Genomic DNA, 15824 nt, shown 5'->3' on the forward strand with positions numbered 1-15824 from the left:
GGCTTGCTCGGCCCTTCCTTTTTCGCTTCGCTCAAAAGTCGGTCTGGCCCTATGGGCCACCCTTACAGGCCCCTAGGCCGGCTGCGCCCTTTGGGCGCGGCAAGGCCTCGCTTCGCTCGGCCCCACAAAAAAAAAGCCGCCAAGGAAAATTCCTTGGCGGCTGCGGTTGCTCCTTTTGGGCCATTTACTTCGCTTGAAAAATGCCCATGCCCAAAGGCATAAAATGCGCTTCATCTGTAATTTGATCTTGGGGACCAAGGCAAAGTAAGCCATTTGTTTTCAGGCCCGTATAGCAATGGTCCAAAATCTTTTTTCGATTTTTCTCATCATAGCGTTTAATCACCTCCGAACAAATAATGAGGTCATATTTATTTCGGTTAGGGACCATCTTAGAAAAATTTCGGCTGCTATAACTCAGGTTTTTCTGATAACGCGAGCTAAGGCGGTTGGGACTAGAGCTACTCAGGTACTTTTTATAATTACCATTAGGGAAAAGCAACCGAAACTTAATGGTCAATTGCTTTTGCAAATTGGCGTATTCTGCTTTTTTGGCAATTTTCAAAAGGCTAGGATCTACATCTGTAGCCTCAATCTTAGCCGATAGCCCCATTTCCTCTAGCAAAAGGACCAAACTGTGCAGGCCTTCACCTCTTCCTACTTGCATATACAAAATGCGTAGGTTTCCGCTTGCCTTTTCTTCTAGCAACTGCTTAAAATGTCGCCATTGAGAAAGAGGATTAAAAAAGCTATTATCTCTAGCCTGCAAAAAGCGAATTGTTCTTTGGCCCAAATCAGCATTCCGCAAAATTTGGCTCCAAAGCGAAAAGATAGAGCTAAGCTGTTCTGCTTTCATCAACAACTCTACTCTTTCAGTTAGAAAGCTTGGGGAATAGCCTTTAAAGTCTGCGCCAAATTTATTGGCCAAACCAGAAAGCAGAGAGTCAATTTCTTCGGTTCTTACCATCATAATAATTCCTTCTTTTTATAAATTCGACGACTCAAGCAATAGGGTTCAAAATAATCTTGTCCAGCTTTGGGGAGTATATCATAATAGCCAATAATCAGATAGCCATTTGGCTTGAGGCTTTGATAAAAACGCTTGAGGCTGTTCATTTTGAGCCGCTCGTCAAAGTAAATCATGACATTGCGGCACAAAATCAAGTCGAAGTCTTGGGGGTAATCGTCTTGGACAAGATTGTGTTGAAAAAAGTTAATCTTCTTCTTCAAGTTAGGGTGCATACAGAAGTCCTTTTGGTCCTCTGTTAAAGTAACATAAGCACTGGCCCTATTACGAGGGCTAAATGCTTCATAGTTTTTAAAATAACGGCCTTGGCTATTACTATAATAGCAGCCTTTTTTTGCTCGATCCAGCATTTTCTGGCTCAGATCAGAGGCCCAAATTTCGGCCTGTTGCAAAAAATAGCTCTCTTTGAGCAAGATTGCCATACTGTAGGCTTCTTCTCCAGAGGAACAGCCTGCATGCCAAACTTTCATGGACCTTCTAGACTTAAACTCCGGCAGGAGTTCGTCTCTTAGTCCTCGCCAAAGCTCTGGATTTCTGAAGAAGGCCGTTAAATTGACCATCAATTCATCTACATAATGCTGAATCATCTGGCGGTCCTTCAAAATATGTCCCCAAAGCTGAGTCAGTACAGTATAGTCATAACGCAGCATCAAGCGAGAAAGTCCCCGTTTTAAGGATTTTGCTTCATATCCGCTAAAATCCATACCAAAACGCTGTTTAACTGCAGAAACAAAAGCAGCTAGTTCTTCATCGCTGGCTGCTGCAGGTGTAGAAAACTTCATAGCTTATTTTATCCTATTTTTGGGTAGCCGTTCACCGGCTACGGTCCAATAAATACAGACCGGCTTGGGGATGCCCGCTGCGCTAAAAGATAAGCGAAAAGACCAACTCTCGGCGCTTATCTCTTTCCAGTCTTTAAACACTGGGGGTAAGCCATAAATTACGCCCTCATAATGGTCGGCAAAACTGGCCAAAAAGTTCCCCGAAAGGATGTTGTCCAGTTCGAGGAAAAAGGCTTCTTCCATTTCGGCAGGGACAGCCGCCCCTGCTTGGGCCAAAATTACTTGTTTCCAAGCCTGGGGGATGAGCAAAAAAGATGCGCCTACAATTGGGCCTTTCAGCTGGGTTTGCCAACAACTCCCCTGCTTCGGAAGTTGGTCCAGACAGTCTATGCCCAAGTAGTTTACCTTTTTCCCGCTATAGCGCTGCAAAAGCTCCAGCATTTTTGGTACAGCCGCCAATAGCAACTGACTAAATTCTTCTTGTTTAGGCATCCCGTTCTCGCTTAAAGTCCTCAAATAATGTGTCTATGGTCAATAGCAAACAAACTTCGCCATTGCCCAAAATCGCAGCTCGCCTAAACAAAGGGTGCTGGTCTAAGGGCGGAGCTAATTTGCGTTCAAAAATCTCTTTTTGTTGCTGCAAACGATCTACCCAAAGGGCCATTCGCTGCCCTCCATAATGCAAAAGCAAGAGCTGAAGCTCTGCCTCTGCATCTAGCTCGGCTATGCCTTCTTTTTTTTGCCCAAAGACCTGGGCCAAGGCCCGAATCGGATAAAAATCACCCTCATAGTTGCACATCCAGTTTTGGCCCAGCCACTTTATCTCTTTCCGCTTGATGCTCAAGACTAAGTACGCCATATCAATAGGAAGCGCAAAGCTTTGCCCGTCTTGCTCAAAAAGAAGCACGGTGCGCATGGCCATAGAGTAAGGCATTTGCAGACAAAAAGTACTTCCTTTGCCTAAAACAGTGGACAAACTTAGTTTGCCCCCCAAAGATTGTATCGCATTCCGAACCGCATCTAGCCCCACTCCCCTACCCGCCAAATCGGTCAATTCACTAGCCGAAGAAAAACCCGATTTAAAGAGGTATTCAAAGCATTCTTCATCGCTCAATTTGGCCAACTGGGCCGCAGTTAGCCAAGCTAATTCAATGAGTTTTTGCTCAATTTTTTTACGGTCTACCCCCGCTCCATCATCAGTGAGCTCAATAACAACCTGCTCCTTATTGGTCCTTGCCTGCAGCAATAATGTCCCTACTTCCTCTTTGCCCGCCAATAGGCGTTCCGCTGGCTTTTCTATGCCGTGGCTCATCGCATTGCGCAACAAATGTTGTAAGGCATCGGCAATAACGGGCAAAAGGTTGCGGTCAATCTCGGTCTGCCCTCCCCGAATCTCTAAGCGGGCCTTTTTGCCCGTTTGTCGACACAAATCGCTCAAGATCCTCGGATATTTGGCAAAGAGCAACTGCAACTCAGACATCCGCAGTTGCATAATCTGATATTGCAGCTCTGTACTCAACCGATGTAGGGTCAAAAAGCGATAATCATTGCCTTTTTCCTGCTGATCTTCCAACATCAATCGGTCCTTTTCTATACTGAGCTCTCCCACCAAATTGAGCAGTTGCGTGAGCCGTTCTACGGGCACTTTCAAATGGTCCGAAAGCCGAATATCTCGAGGCGCCAATAGGTTTTCGGCTGGTTCTTTAAACACTTCTTTTTCTTCAGAAGTAGCCAGCGCCTCTACCGTCTTTTCCCGCTTCTTGGCCTTTCGCAAGGCTACTTTTAGCTTGGTGCTAAAGCCTTTATAGGCCAGTTTTTCTTCCTTCCGAATGGCCGAAATCAAATCGGAGAGCAGATCACTGCTTCGCAAAAAAAGCACAATATCATCGGGCCAAAGCGGAAATTCTCCAGCCTGTAGGGCCTTAAAATAATCTTCCAAAAGATGACTCACCGCCGCAATGCCCTCATAACCTAGGCCCATAGCATTCCCCTTTAGGGTGTGCGTCAACCTAAAAATAGGGGCCCAGAGGTCTTTGCGCTCGGGGCTAGCTTCTAGCTGCAAAAACAAGGCTTCTAGTTCGGCCTGCTGCTGTTCTGCTTCTGCTAAAAATATCGCCTTGTACTCATCTCCTGTTTCCAACTGTTTTGCTTTTTCTGTATTTAACTTTTTTTTGGGGGCCTCCCGCCTTCGGCGGGCGCTACGTTTCAGGGCTCGCAGGTCTGCTCGGCCCTTCGTTTTTTCGCTGCGCTCAAAAACTTGGTCTGGCCTAACGGCCACCCTTTCACATCGCTAGGCCAAATGGAAGTCCTGCGCTTCGGCCATCCTTTGATAAAAATTTTAAGCTAGTCAAGGCATTTTTTAAAGGCATAGCCTTAGCTATGGGGGAGAAAAATAACGATGAATAGCAGGAAATTAAATTAAAGGATAGAAGTGGAGGGCTTCTATTTGGCCTTCGGCCAAGGCGGCTTTGCCGCCTATTCCATATCTAGTAATTGGACCAAAAAGGGCGGAATAGTTGAGAGCGGAAGCTCTCTTCGGCTGGCGCCTATTCCTTGAGCTGCTCGGGGCATTCCATAAATGCTAGAGCTAGCTTCATCTTGGTTGATCGTAAAGCCGCCAGCCTCCTTAATGGCCAATAAGCCTTTGGCCCCATCGGATCCCATGCCCGTAAGCAAAACCCCCAAAAGGCTTTTGCCGATCAGCTCGGCTGCAGATTCAAAAAGGGCATCGACAGAGGGGTAATTATAGGAAGGATGCGTTCTTTGGCTCCAAGCAAAAAGGTAGTCCTTAGGAGTTCCCCGCAAGAGCAAATGATAATCTCCTGGGGCCAAATAGACCTGATTGGGTTTTGGTCGCTCGCCATTTTGGGCCATACTAACTTTCAGTTTACTCATTTTTTGTAGGCGGCGGGCAAAAGCGGGCAAAAAGGCCTGCGGCATATGCTGGGCAATAACAATAGGCAGCGGCCAATTTTCGGGCAATTGGGCCAAAATAAACTCTAGGGTGGCGGGACCGCCAGTAGACGCGCCCAACAAAAGCATTTCGTAGGGCAAATCTGTTGAAAAAGAGTGTTTGGCTTGGCTGGCAAAAGCCTGTGGTTTTTGGGCCAAATTAGTGGCTAGGGCCGCCTTAATTTTTTGGTCCAACTCTAGACCAAAATGCTGCAAATTGCCATTGCGCAAAGAGGGCTTGGCCAGTACATCGGTGGCCCCGGCGGCCAAGGCTTTGAGCAAAAGCTCTTCGCTTTGGCTGGCTGCAGAGAGCAACAAAATGGGACAAGGGCAATTTGATTTCATAATTTGCTCTACCCCATAAAGGCCGTCGTAATCGCCCATAAAGAGGTCCATAAGGACCAAATCGGGTTGAAATTTGGCAGCCATTTCTGCGGCCTCTTTTCCATCACTAGCTTGGCCTACAATGGTATATCCTCGATTATTGCCCAACCAAGAGCGAATTAGCTGGCGCATCACAGCCGAATCTTCAGCCAATAAGATGCGTTTGGGCTTATTCTGTAGTTTGGTCATTGAGGCATTTATTTGCGGTCTCGAGTAATTCTTCTGGGGTAAAGGGTTTTACCAAATAGGCAGAGGCGCCCAATTTGAGGCAATCTTGGATGACTGATTCTTGGCCTACGGCGCTAATCATAATGACCTTGGCCTTTAGTTCTTCGGCTTGGAAGACCTCTAGAATATCGCTACCGATCATATCGGGAAGAATATTATCTAGGGTAATGAGGTCGGGGGCAAGGAGCATGGCCAAATCGATAGCTTGTTCGCCATTGGCGGCTTGGCCGACCACTTCATATTCTTCATCTGCCGCCTGAAAAGACTTAAGGATCAGGCTACGCATATAGAGCGAATCGTCTACGATTAAGACTTTCTTTTTCATAGTGGATTTTTGAGGAGGGTAAATAATTAAAAATGAATTTAGGGCCTAGCCCTTTATTTTTTGGCGAGCCTTGGCGAGTTTTTTGGCCAAAGGCCCTTTGTTTTGGCCTAGCGATGTGGAGCAGTGGCCGAAGGCCAGACCGAGGCAGCGAAGCTGGCGAAGGGCCGAGCAGACCTGCGAGCTGCAAAACGTAGCGCCCGCCGCAGGCGGGAGGCCCCAAAACAGCAGCTTAAATTTTATCAATATCTAGGAGCACGGCAATTCCTTTAGGGCTTTGGAAAAGGGCTTTGATGTAGGGATTATTTTGGAAGAGCCCCTCTGCCGCTTGTAGAGCCTGCTCATTTACCTTAAGGGTTTCGGGCAGTTTGGGGATGAGTAGGCCTTGTTTTTTATTTTTTTGTTGGAGGACCAGAAAGAAGCCTACTTTTTCTTCGGCGCCTATTTTTTGGTCGAGCAAGTTAAAGAGATTGATAGCGGCTAGGATTTCTCCGCGGACATTGACCACCCCTTGGATATGGGCGGCTGCCTTGGGAATTTTGGCCATAGGGGGGCAGGGCAGCACCTCTTTGGCGGCAGAAATGGGGAGGGCGTAAGTGGTTTCTCCGAGTTCAAAGCTCACCAATTGGATTTGCGAATTTTTGGTTGTGTCGGTTATTTTTTTGCGTTCCTTTTGGGCGGCCTGTTGCAGTTCATCTAGCGAGATATAGGCCTGTTGATTTTCCTCTTTGGGCATATTATCTCAATTTAAATTTCAGAATATTCTCTTGGAGTTGGGTGGCCACCTCGGCTAGGTCCTTACTAGTTGCCGAGACCTCATTCATCCCTTGGCTGAGCACTCGGGTAGAGTTGGCGACCTGTTCGGTACCGTAGGCGGTTTCCTCGGCGACGACGACAATTTTCTCGATATTTCGGACTGTAGCATCAATGGCTTCCTTTTGTTGGTTGCTAGAATAGACGATACTTTCTGAGAGGCTAAACGTTTGGTTATTAGACTCTTGAACATCCTTAAAGACCTCTTCGGCCTCCTTAGAAGCTTCTCCGCCCGACTTCACATTTTCCTCCATGAGTTCGATAGCTCGGCTAGCGGCATAGATATCTTTTTGGACCTCTCGGATGATGCGTTCGATATTGACGGCGGATCGGCGGGAGCCCTCGGCCAGTTTGCGAATTTCCTCGGCGACCACGGCAAAACCTCGGCCAGCTTCGCCGGCTCTAGCGGCTTCTATAGCGGCATTTAGGGCGAGTAAATTGGTTTGCGAGGCGATATCGGTAATAATGCTGAGCGTGCTAGCGATTTCCTCGGAGCGGTTGGAGAGGACCGAAATGGACTGGGCGGTACTTTGGGCAGATTGGCGGATCGACTCCATATTATCGACCATAAGTTTGAGGGTAGCCAAGCCTTCTGAGGAAGAACTTTGGCCCTTATGAGCGGCTTGGTTAATCAGCTCGGCCTTTTGTTTCATCAGGTTGGCTGCCTTGAGCAGCTCATCCATTTGCTTGCTGGCCTCATCGGTTTGTTGGGCCTGTTGTTGGGCTCCTTGGGCCATTTGTTGGGTAGCGGAAGCGGCTTCTTTCGTCGTACTTTGCATTTCCTCACCCTTGGTCAGCATTTCTTCTGAGGCAGTAGCCAGCAGATCGGCAATTTGGGCCGTATTGGTGAGCAGGCCATTGAGGCTAAGGATAGCTTGGTTAATTCCTTCGCTAAGATTGCGGATATCGCCTTGGGCTTCGATATCGAATTGGCCAGTGAGGTCGCCCTCTGCCAATTGGTCGATAATTTTGCCGAGTTGGCCGATGGGTGTAGAGACTGATTCGAGCAGCATATTGACAGAACCGACCAGCATTAGCCAGTCGCCCTTTGCATTTTCTAGCTTGAGGCGGGCGCCCAGATTACCTTCTTGGCCGGCGGCGGCCACCACGCGATTTACCTCTAGGACCACCTCTTTTTGGCGGCTAATATCATTGGCGATTTTGATCACCTTAGTCACTCGGCCCGATTCGTCTTCTACGGGAGTATAGGCCGCTAGGATAAAGATATCTTTTCCTGTTTTAGAGATGCGGCGGAACTCGCCTTCTTGTTTTTGGCCCATAGAGAGGTCGGCCCAAAACTGATTGTATTTATCGCTATTTCGGTAATTGGGATCTACCAGCATAGAGTGGTGATGGTCGACTAATTCTCGTTTATGGTGATAGCCCATCAATTGGACAAAATTGTCATTAACATCTAGGATATTTCCATCTGGATCAAACTCAATGCGGCCAAAAGAGCTATCTATGGTTTCTCGGAGGGCTTCGGCATGCAGTGAAATAGCTTTTTGTTTAGTAATATCTAGGGCAATTTTAACAATCTTGCTCAGCTTTCCCTCTTTGTTTTTGACGGGAGTATAAGCGGCTTGGATCCAGACATCTTCGCCCTTAACATTTTGGCGTTTAAACTCTCCTTCTTGGGTTTGGCCTAGGGCCAAGGACTGCCAAAACTGTTGATAGGCTATAGATTTTTTGTAGCTATCGCTTACAAAGATAGAGTGATGTTTCCCGATCACCTCTTGGGCAGAATTAAAGCCTATGAGTTGGGCAAAATTATTATTGAGATAGAGAATATTTCCGAGAGGGTCAAACTCAATACGGCCAAAAGACTTATCGATGGTTAATTGCAGGGCTTGGGATCCAGCTTGCGTTTGGGCCTCTTCGCTTTGGTCTTCGAGGCAGAGCAAATAACGTTTAGTTTCTGCTTCATTTTTCAGCTCTTGAATATGGACACGCAAATGAGATACGCCTTCAAATAAGCCATAAAGTTCATAGACTTTTGCCTGCCGTTCTCCTTTGCGGTAAGCTTGTAGGGCCTGTGGCACAAAAGGCAGGCAAATGCTGCTATACTCGCCAATGAGTTGCTGAGCTTCCTGCTTTAATAAGGCTGTAGCAGCTTGATTAACTAGAGCTATTCGAAGATCTTCGGATAGGATAATTGCAGGCGTAGGGAGCTGCTCATAAATTTGTTGATAGTTCATGCTAATTATTTCTATATCTCTCTAAAAAAGGGGGTACTTCTTTAGAGCTGGGGGGTGAGGGGATACATTCGTTTTTTTAACGAGAAAATGAGTGTTCTTTACTCGCATCATTCTGCCAGTAAATTTCGCTCAACTAGCAAGACTCCATACATAAAATGTGGGGGGAATAAATAGCAAAGGCCTCGCTCTGCGAGGCCTTTCTATCTTTTGAATGCCCATTTAATAATAGGCAAAAACGATTAGACTTTCAAATAGTTTAGACTAATTCTTTCCTACTTTAATATAGCCTTCATCGCCGGGATTGAGGCGGAGGAAAGACAGGCCGGGGCCTTCTGTAGCTTTAAGTTTTTGTTTACTCTTATCATAGAAGGTAAACCACATAGTATAGCCTTTATCGGTAGTTTCATACATGAGGTCGACATATCGGGCGGCTGTAGTAGAAGTAAGCATTTCGCAGGTTACCTCATCGGGCATTAGGGTTTTGAAGCTTCCTTTTTTGTGTTCCTGATGAATGATAGTCAGGTCGCAAGCGGGATTTTTGATTAGGTCCTTACGGATATCGAGTTTAGGGAACTTGCTTTTTTTCCAGGCATTGATATACTTTTCGGGTTCTTTGAGGTAGTAAACCTCTTGGCGAAAGCTATCTCGGTCGATTTGGACATACTGTTCGATGCGTTGATCGAGTGGGCTTTCTTTCATATCGGGAGAAAAGAGTTCGAGATAGACCCAAAACTCTCCTGGGCGGTCATATTGAAAAATGGGAACCACCACAAACTCTTGGGGGGGTTCGGCGCTATTTTCTTCTAGGAGTTGTTGGCGGTTACTAAAGTGCCCGGCCAACTGTAACTTCAGGCGGTCAAATTTGTTAAATATTTTGGAGATCTCCTCTGGAGATTTGCTTGACTTTTCGTAGAGTGAACTAGCTGCTTTTTTACCGCCAGTACAAGCGGCCAAGGCAAATACCAAGAGCAAGATCGCCCATAGCTGTTTTTTCTGCATAAGATTGATGATCAGTTATTGAAGGAGGCTAGGCTCCTTCTTTTGAAGATGATTCCTTGACGGGGAGAAGTGCTGTGTCTTTAAGTTCATCAGCTAAATTCTTGCCCAAATAGTTATCAATAATGTGGTGCATCCAATAAAGCAAAGGCGTTAGGAGGATAGCCACAGTAAATTTATAAATATAATTAACGGTTCCTACAGCAATGATGCGGTCAAAGCTCCAATCGGCGCCTAGGCCAAAGGCGATATAAAGGACCACAAAGCTATCTATGAGTTGAGAGACCAGGGTAGAGCCCGTTGCTCTCATCCAGATGCGGCTTTCTCCGGTTGCTCTTTTGATGCGTTGAAAAACGATGACATCTACAATTTGGCCCACTAAAAAGGCGGTGAGCGAGCCCACGATAATCCAGAGTCCTTGTCCAAAAATAGCTTGAAATGCCACTTGCATATCTTCTGGTCCTCCATTTGCGGCTTGGCTACTAGGCCACCAACTAGCGGGCAGCAGGGCAATACTCAGAAAGACCATTAAGAAGGCGTAGAGAATAAGGACCACAGCCCCCTGCGAGAGGAAGCGCACCCCTTTGGCACCAAAATACTCATTGATGACATCGGTCATAATGAAAACAACGGGCCAAAGTAAAACACCCGCCGTAAGATCTAAATTGAGTTCATAGCCTAGGATCATCAATCCTAGGGGATCAAAACCACCGCTAGCCTCTAGAGAAAAGATTTTCACGCCAATAAATTCTGCAATAATTGCATTGGCAATAAAGAAACCTCCTAGGACCAAAAATAAACGGTTGGCCTTATATTGAATGATATGATTCATGTTCCTAAGATTTTAATTGTGCTTGAGTTTGTTTGCGCCAGCTCAACATGAGCTTTTTAGAGAGTTCCTCTGCAAAATTGTGCATTTCTCGCATTTCTTGCAAAGAGGCAAAGCGCAACTGGTGCATTATGAAAATCATGGTTCCGTTCGATTCGATATAGTGCGTGGGCTGGCTCTCCAAAAAGTCGAGCAAATCTGTATCAAAAAACTCACGCATATCTTTTTCGCTTGGGCCACGCAAAAGGTAGCGATGCGAAAATTGGGGATGGGATGTAAAATTGACATCCTTATAAACCGATAATTGCGCTCCTATTTTAGTGGGGCCTTTTTCGGCCTCCAAAACAAAAAGCGGTGCATTAAAGGGAAGGTGCAAAAGAATAATAGTACTATGATAAGCCTGCGCATTGAAAAGCGCCCCCTGGGCAAAGGTCAAATCACAACTCTCCCATTCAAAAAAGAGTTGGTAGTTCCCCTTAGCCATATTGAGCTTATACTCAATGGGCCGAGTCTGGAAAAAACTAAACTGCTTGAGCATATTCACCTCCCAACTCAGTTCGGGCCAAAACTGCCCACTTTTCGCCTCTGCCAATTCGCCCAGAGCCTGCTGCCTTTTGGTCAGCTGTGGCTTTTTATTTTCGGGCAATACATGCATGGCATTGGGGTGACGCGAAGAGGTTTCATGCGCATCTAAACCAATAATATCAAAGTTGAGGTTGGGCAAATCATAGCGTTCTACCTCCTCATTGAGGTATTCCAAAACTGCCGAATCTACCAAACGAGTGTTAGAGAGGTCCAAAATCAAGAGGTCCTTTTTGTTGGCCGAACGCAGGGTGTTTTTTAGCTGTAAAATATTGATGAAGTTGATGACCCCCTTAATGGCCACATAAATCTGTCCATCGGCCCGCTCTTCTACCTGAATATCGGGGCGCAAAAGGTAGGCCCAAAACTGCTTAAACCCTAAATTAGATTGGCTATACTGCAAGAAAATAGTTACGGCAAAACCAAAGGCAATTCCCCAAAGTAAGCCATTAAAAAGAATCATGAGCAGGGTTGAAATAAGGACCACAAACTGCTCTAATCCTAGACGAAAAGTATCCTTAAAGATTTTTGGAGAAGCCAGTTTATAGGCTGTAAAAATAAGTAGGGTCGCTAGTGCGGCCAAGGGCACGCCCTTAGCAAAAACGGGCAAAAAGAGCACAAAAACAACCAACATCAGGGCCTGAAATAAATTGGCCCATTTGGTTTTGGCCCCATAGTACATAGGCACGGCTGTAATCACGGGCAGGCCACCAACACAGGCCGAAAAAATACTGCTCAACCCACAGGCAAAGAGATCCTTATTCAGGTTGGTTTGTCTGCCCAAAGGATCAATTTTATCCATGGCCTTAGCCGAAATCACCGTCTCAATAGACACAATCAGGGTGATGGTCACCACAATCTGCCAAAAGTAAAAATGGTCCCACTTCGAGAAGTCCGGATAGACCACATTTTCCCAAATATTCTCGGGTAAATTGACCAATAAATCGGGCCCCAAAGCAAAGCTTTGGCCCATGGCCTCCACCGTATGCGGCTCATCCAAATTGAGCACATAAGCCATAATCATACTAAAACCAATGACCCAAACTGGGCCCGGAATCATCTGTATCCAACGGTTTTTGGTATAGGCCTGCAAAACCAAAAGGGCCACCGAGCCCAAGGTAATCAGCCCCACAATAGGGTTTTGGCGCAAAAAGAGCTCTGGAATCTCCTCCAAGCTCTCCATAGGCGTGAGGGCCCAGCTCTCGGCGCCCAAGGCCACCGGCATCTGTTTGCCCAAAATGATCAGCCCAATAGCGCCTAAAACACCATAAATAACCGATCTAGAAAATATATCTCCATAACGGCCCAAACGCAGAAGGCCGAAGAGCATCAAAAACACTCCAGCTACTACCGTGGCCGCTAAAAAATACCGAAATCCCGCCAGGGCATTGCCATCGCCCAAGAGCTCTATACAACTCAGGGTAACTACAATCAAACTAGCTGCGGGGCCGTTCATGGTCAATTGGCTACTCCGAAAAAGAGTGGCAATCAACCCACCCATAATAGCCGAAAACAAGCCGGCCATGGGCGGAACTCCCGAAGCTAGGGCAATGCCTAGGCAAAGCGGTATGGTGACCATAGCCATACTAAATGCAGCCACTCCATCCTCTTGCCAGGAAGGTTTGGCTTGCAGCCAGTTGCTACGCCACTTTTGCCTAAATTTTTGTCCTATCATATCTACTTTCCATACTGCGAATAATGCGGTCTTTGTATCAGTTTGCCTGTTGCAGACTGCTTGTTCTTCTTTTATTTTTTTGGGGCTGCCCCTGCGGCCTACGGCCTTGGGTCGGGCTCTGTCGTGGCTCGCAGGTCTGCTCGGCCCTGCGCAAAATTTCGCTGCGCTCATTTTGCTGGGTCTGCGGCTTCGCCGCACCACTTTCCATCCCTCAGCCAATAGCCGCCGCCCTGCCTCTGGCCCAAAAGCCAAAATATTATTTGGGCTAACTAGCGCCAGAAAATGCTTGGGCTAAAATAGGGAAAGACTGCCCTACTTCGACGACCGAAGGGAGGAGCAGTCTACAGGGCGCTTTAGCGCCCGCAGGCCTAGCTGCCTGTAGGGGTGCCGCGCAGCGGCAGACCAAGGCGGCAAAGCCGCCGCAGGGCCGAGCAGACCTGCGAGCCCAGCAAGGACAACAAGCCCTTCAGGGCGCAGTTCGACGACCAAAGGGAGTAACCGCCGCAGCAAAGCTGCGGAGGCCCCAAGAATTACTCAAAAATATTGTACTTAATCATCAGTACGACATTCTGATCAATTTTGCGTTTATACGAGTGTTCATCCATTAGTTTACGGACCAAATGAATGCCCAATCCTCCAATTTCGCGTTCTTCAATAGACTTGCTCAAGTCGGGCGGTGTTTTTTGGAAAGGGTTAAAGGGCAGGCCACGGTCCGAAATTTCGAGTAATAGCTTACCGGCTTGCAACTCTATTTTGATGTCGATGAGTTGGAGGCGGTCTTCATCCTCAAAGCCATACTTAATAATATTAGATAATAGTTCATCGAGGACAATATTGACCTTGAGCATAACGGGCATAGGAATGCGGTGCTCATGGGCAAACTCCTCAAAGATAATCATGGCGCGTTGGACCTCAGAGATTTCGTTCTTGATACAGAACTCCTTATCGTAGGTGGCCACAGCTTGGCCCTTACCTAAGAAACTCAGGGCGATAGCGGTAATATCATCAAACTGTTCTCGTTCTCCCTTAAAGATTTGGGTAGCTTGCACGATTCGTTCTACGGTAGGTTGTGCTTCTTCATCTGGATATTGTTTGAGGAGTTGTTGCAGGCGTTCGTCTGAGAATAGTTCATTGGCTTCATTGTGGGCCTCTGTAATTCCGTCGGTATAGGCAAAAACCAGATCATCGGTTTTGAGTTCTATGGTTGATTCTCGATAAACGAGGCCTTCCATAGCGGCCAAAACGGGGCCATGCAATTTGCTCAGGCGTTCGAGTTCGCCATTGGCTCGGCGGATATAAGTGGGGTTATGTCCTGCATTAGAATAAATAAACTGCCCAGTTTGCACATCGAGAATACCCATAAAGAGGGTCACGAACATAGACTTTGGGTTATCCTTGGCCATTTCGGTATTCACATAAGTGAGAATACTAGCGGTAGATTGCTCTGTACTTGCTCTTGATTTGAGTAGGGTTTTACAGACGGCCATCATGAGGGCGGCGGGTACTCCTTTACCCGAAACGTCTCCGACGACAATAGCGAGGTGGCGATCATCGAGGAAATAAAAATCGTAGAAATCTCCACCTACTTCTCGGGCGGGGATAAGTTGGGCGAAGACCTCAATTTCGTCTTTATGGGGAAAGGCTGGAAAAGTCAATGGCAGCATACTGAGTTGGATATCACGGGCTACATTGAGCTCATTTTCCATTCGTGCTTTAGCCAAAGTGGCCTTACGAAGATTTTCTGAAGACTCGAGTAATTCTTGGGCTAGTTCCTCCTTAGTTTTGAGGTCGAGGATATTAGAGGCGGCGCGAAATTTCTCTTCAAAATCTTCTCTGAGGCGAAAATGCTTAATCAGCAAGAGTTCGCTACTCTTATTGGTGGGTTGGATTTCGTCAAAGAAGGCGGCCAAGAGGCGTTCTTCTTTGGCGGATCTTTGCACCTGAACGCTGAGTGTAATTTTTTCTCCATCGCCTTTGAGCTGCACCTCTACCTCTTGGGGGTAGGGTAATTTGCGCAAATAGGAAGAGATAGAATTACTTAGGGTAGTCACTGTAATAGCGTCTACAGTTAGCAACTCTGCCACGCTAAAGACTTTATGTCTGAAGTGGTAAATATCTTCTATGGCTTGTATTCGAATATGGCTAGTGTGCAAGAACATAAGCAGGTTATTTCAGGAGGTTAAGGTAGACTATAGAAAGATCATCATAGCTACGTCCATAGTTTTCGATAATATCTGATAAGAGTTCGGCTGTTCCTCTGAGGGGCCAACTCTTACGGTAAAGGGGGCGTCCTTTGATACCATCTGAATACATCATCAGGGCATATCCTGGTTGCAATTGATGCTCAGTGATTTGGAACTGCCGGGCTCTTTGGCCCAGCACGCCATCCTTAGACACCAGCAATTGTTCTTGTTGGTGTTCGAGAATTCGGACCACGACATTGCCCAGTCCGATATACTCTAAGCGGCCATCTTCATGCAGGCGGCAAACGGCTAGGGCTGCGCCTCGGCTTGCTTCAAAGTGGCGATGTGCTTTTTGGAGCAATTCGTCTAGCGGAAGATAGTGATATTTTTTCAGATAGGCTTTTAGCTTATCTGACATTTCTGCGGCTTTTGGGCCATGGCCGAGGCTATCGATTAGGGCTAGGAAGATAGAATTTTCTTCTCTGTGGAGCAGTACTGCATCTCCACAGCACTGCTCTCCTCGGCAATTTCGCCAAGAATAGTGCAACTGGAAATATTCGTCCTCATATCGTCTGACCCAACTCATGATTTATAAATTACGATACTCACCTCGGTTCCCTTACCGAACTCGCTTTTGATGTTAAATTCATCCATCATTCGGCGAACGCCAGGAAGGCCAAGGCCTAGGGTTCCGGAGGTACTAAAACTATCTTGCAGAGCGGTTTCAATATCTTCAATTCCTGGTCCTTGATCGATGGCGACCACTCTAACGCCTAAGCGGGGGTAAGTTAACTTTTCTATGAGCTTGTTTAAATTTTTTAGTCAGCAGCTAGACTAAGGCAAAAAAAAATGCTGC

The 15824-nt window shown here is 46.7% G+C and carries 14 protein-coding genes; all 14 read right to left on the bottom strand.

The features are described from left to right. Nucleotides 1–184: 184 nt before the first annotated feature. Complete coding sequence (locus SAPGRDRAFT_RS02740; protein WP_002657017.1) at nt 185–967, bottom strand: CheR family methyltransferase; 783 nt, start codon at nt 965–967, stop codon at nt 185–187. Then, nucleotides 964–1806, bottom strand: a complete 843-nt coding sequence (locus SAPGRDRAFT_RS02745; RefSeq protein ID WP_002657019.1) for a CheR family methyltransferase — start codon at nt 1804–1806, stop codon at nt 964–966. The genes SAPGRDRAFT_RS02740 and SAPGRDRAFT_RS02745 overlap by 4 nt, the downstream gene beginning before the upstream one ends. A 3-nt stretch (nt 1807–1809) precedes the next feature. Next, entirely contained in the window at nt 1810–2298 is a 489-nt protein-coding gene (locus SAPGRDRAFT_RS02750; protein ID WP_002657020.1) for a hypothetical protein, read from the bottom strand. Further along, nucleotides 2291–3946 (bottom strand): chemotaxis protein CheA, encoded by a 1656-nt coding sequence (locus SAPGRDRAFT_RS02755; protein WP_156001813.1) that lies wholly within the window; start codon nt 3944–3946, stop codon nt 2291–2293. The genes SAPGRDRAFT_RS02750 and SAPGRDRAFT_RS02755 overlap by 8 nt, the downstream gene beginning before the upstream one ends. Nucleotides 3947–4281: 335 nt before the next feature. Continuing rightward, a complete protein-coding gene (gene cheB / locus SAPGRDRAFT_RS02760; protein WP_002657023.1) occupies nt 4282–5331 on the bottom strand; it encodes a chemotaxis-specific protein-glutamate methyltransferase CheB in 1050 nt (349 codons plus the stop codon). Then, the gene (locus SAPGRDRAFT_RS02765) at nt 5312–5695 is read right to left on the bottom strand and encodes a response regulator (protein ID WP_002657026.1); all 384 of its coding nucleotides are present in this window, start codon (nt 5693–5695) and stop codon (nt 5312–5314) included. Before SAPGRDRAFT_RS02765 ends, cheB begins: the two co-directional genes overlap by 20 nt. A gap of 229 nt (nt 5696–5924) precedes the next feature. Further along, the gene (locus SAPGRDRAFT_RS02775; protein WP_002657028.1) at nt 5925–6428 is read right to left on the bottom strand and encodes a chemotaxis protein CheW; all 504 of its coding nucleotides are present in this window, start codon (nt 6426–6428) and stop codon (nt 5925–5927) included. A gap of 1 nt (nt 6429) precedes the next feature. Continuing rightward, on the bottom strand, nt 6430–8703 hold the full coding sequence (locus tag SAPGRDRAFT_RS02780) for a methyl-accepting chemotaxis protein (protein ID WP_002657030.1): 2274 nt from the start codon (nt 8701–8703) through the stop codon (nt 6430–6432). 261 nt (nt 8704–8964) lie between these two features. Then, nucleotides 8965–9702 (bottom strand): chromophore lyase CpcT/CpeT, encoded by a 738-nt coding sequence (locus SAPGRDRAFT_RS02785; RefSeq protein ID WP_002657032.1) that lies wholly within the window; start codon nt 9700–9702, stop codon nt 8965–8967. Between the two features lie 28 nt (nt 9703–9730). Continuing rightward, on the bottom strand, nt 9731–10531 hold the full coding sequence (locus SAPGRDRAFT_RS02790; RefSeq protein WP_002657034.1) for a queuosine precursor transporter: 801 nt from the start codon (nt 10529–10531) through the stop codon (nt 9731–9733). A 4-nt stretch (nt 10532–10535) separates the two neighbouring features. Further along, nucleotides 10536–12785 (bottom strand): SulP family inorganic anion transporter, encoded by a 2250-nt coding sequence (locus SAPGRDRAFT_RS02795; RefSeq protein ID WP_002657036.1) that lies wholly within the window; start codon nt 12783–12785, stop codon nt 10536–10538. A 530-nt stretch (nt 12786–13315) separates the two neighbouring features. Beyond that, a complete protein-coding gene (locus SAPGRDRAFT_RS02805) occupies nt 13316–14944 on the bottom strand; it encodes an ATP-binding SpoIIE family protein phosphatase (RefSeq protein ID WP_002657038.1) in 1629 nt (542 codons plus the stop codon). 7 nt (nt 14945–14951) lie between these two features. Further along, nucleotides 14952–15554, bottom strand: coding sequence for a SpoIIE family protein phosphatase (locus SAPGRDRAFT_RS02810; protein WP_002657039.1), 603 nt, complete (start codon nt 15552–15554; stop codon nt 14952–14954). Beyond that, the gene (locus SAPGRDRAFT_RS19790; protein WP_051018592.1) at nt 15551–15733 is read right to left on the bottom strand and encodes an ATP-binding protein; all 183 of its coding nucleotides are present in this window, start codon (nt 15731–15733) and stop codon (nt 15551–15553) included. The genes SAPGRDRAFT_RS02810 and SAPGRDRAFT_RS19790 overlap by 4 nt, the downstream gene beginning before the upstream one ends. Nucleotides 15734–15824 lie beyond the last annotated feature (91 nt).

It is taken from the genome of Saprospira grandis DSM 2844 (genome assembly GCF_000275825.1).
Taxonomy (GTDB): Bacteria; Bacteroidota; Bacteroidia; order Chitinophagales; family Saprospiraceae; genus Saprospira; species Saprospira grandis_A.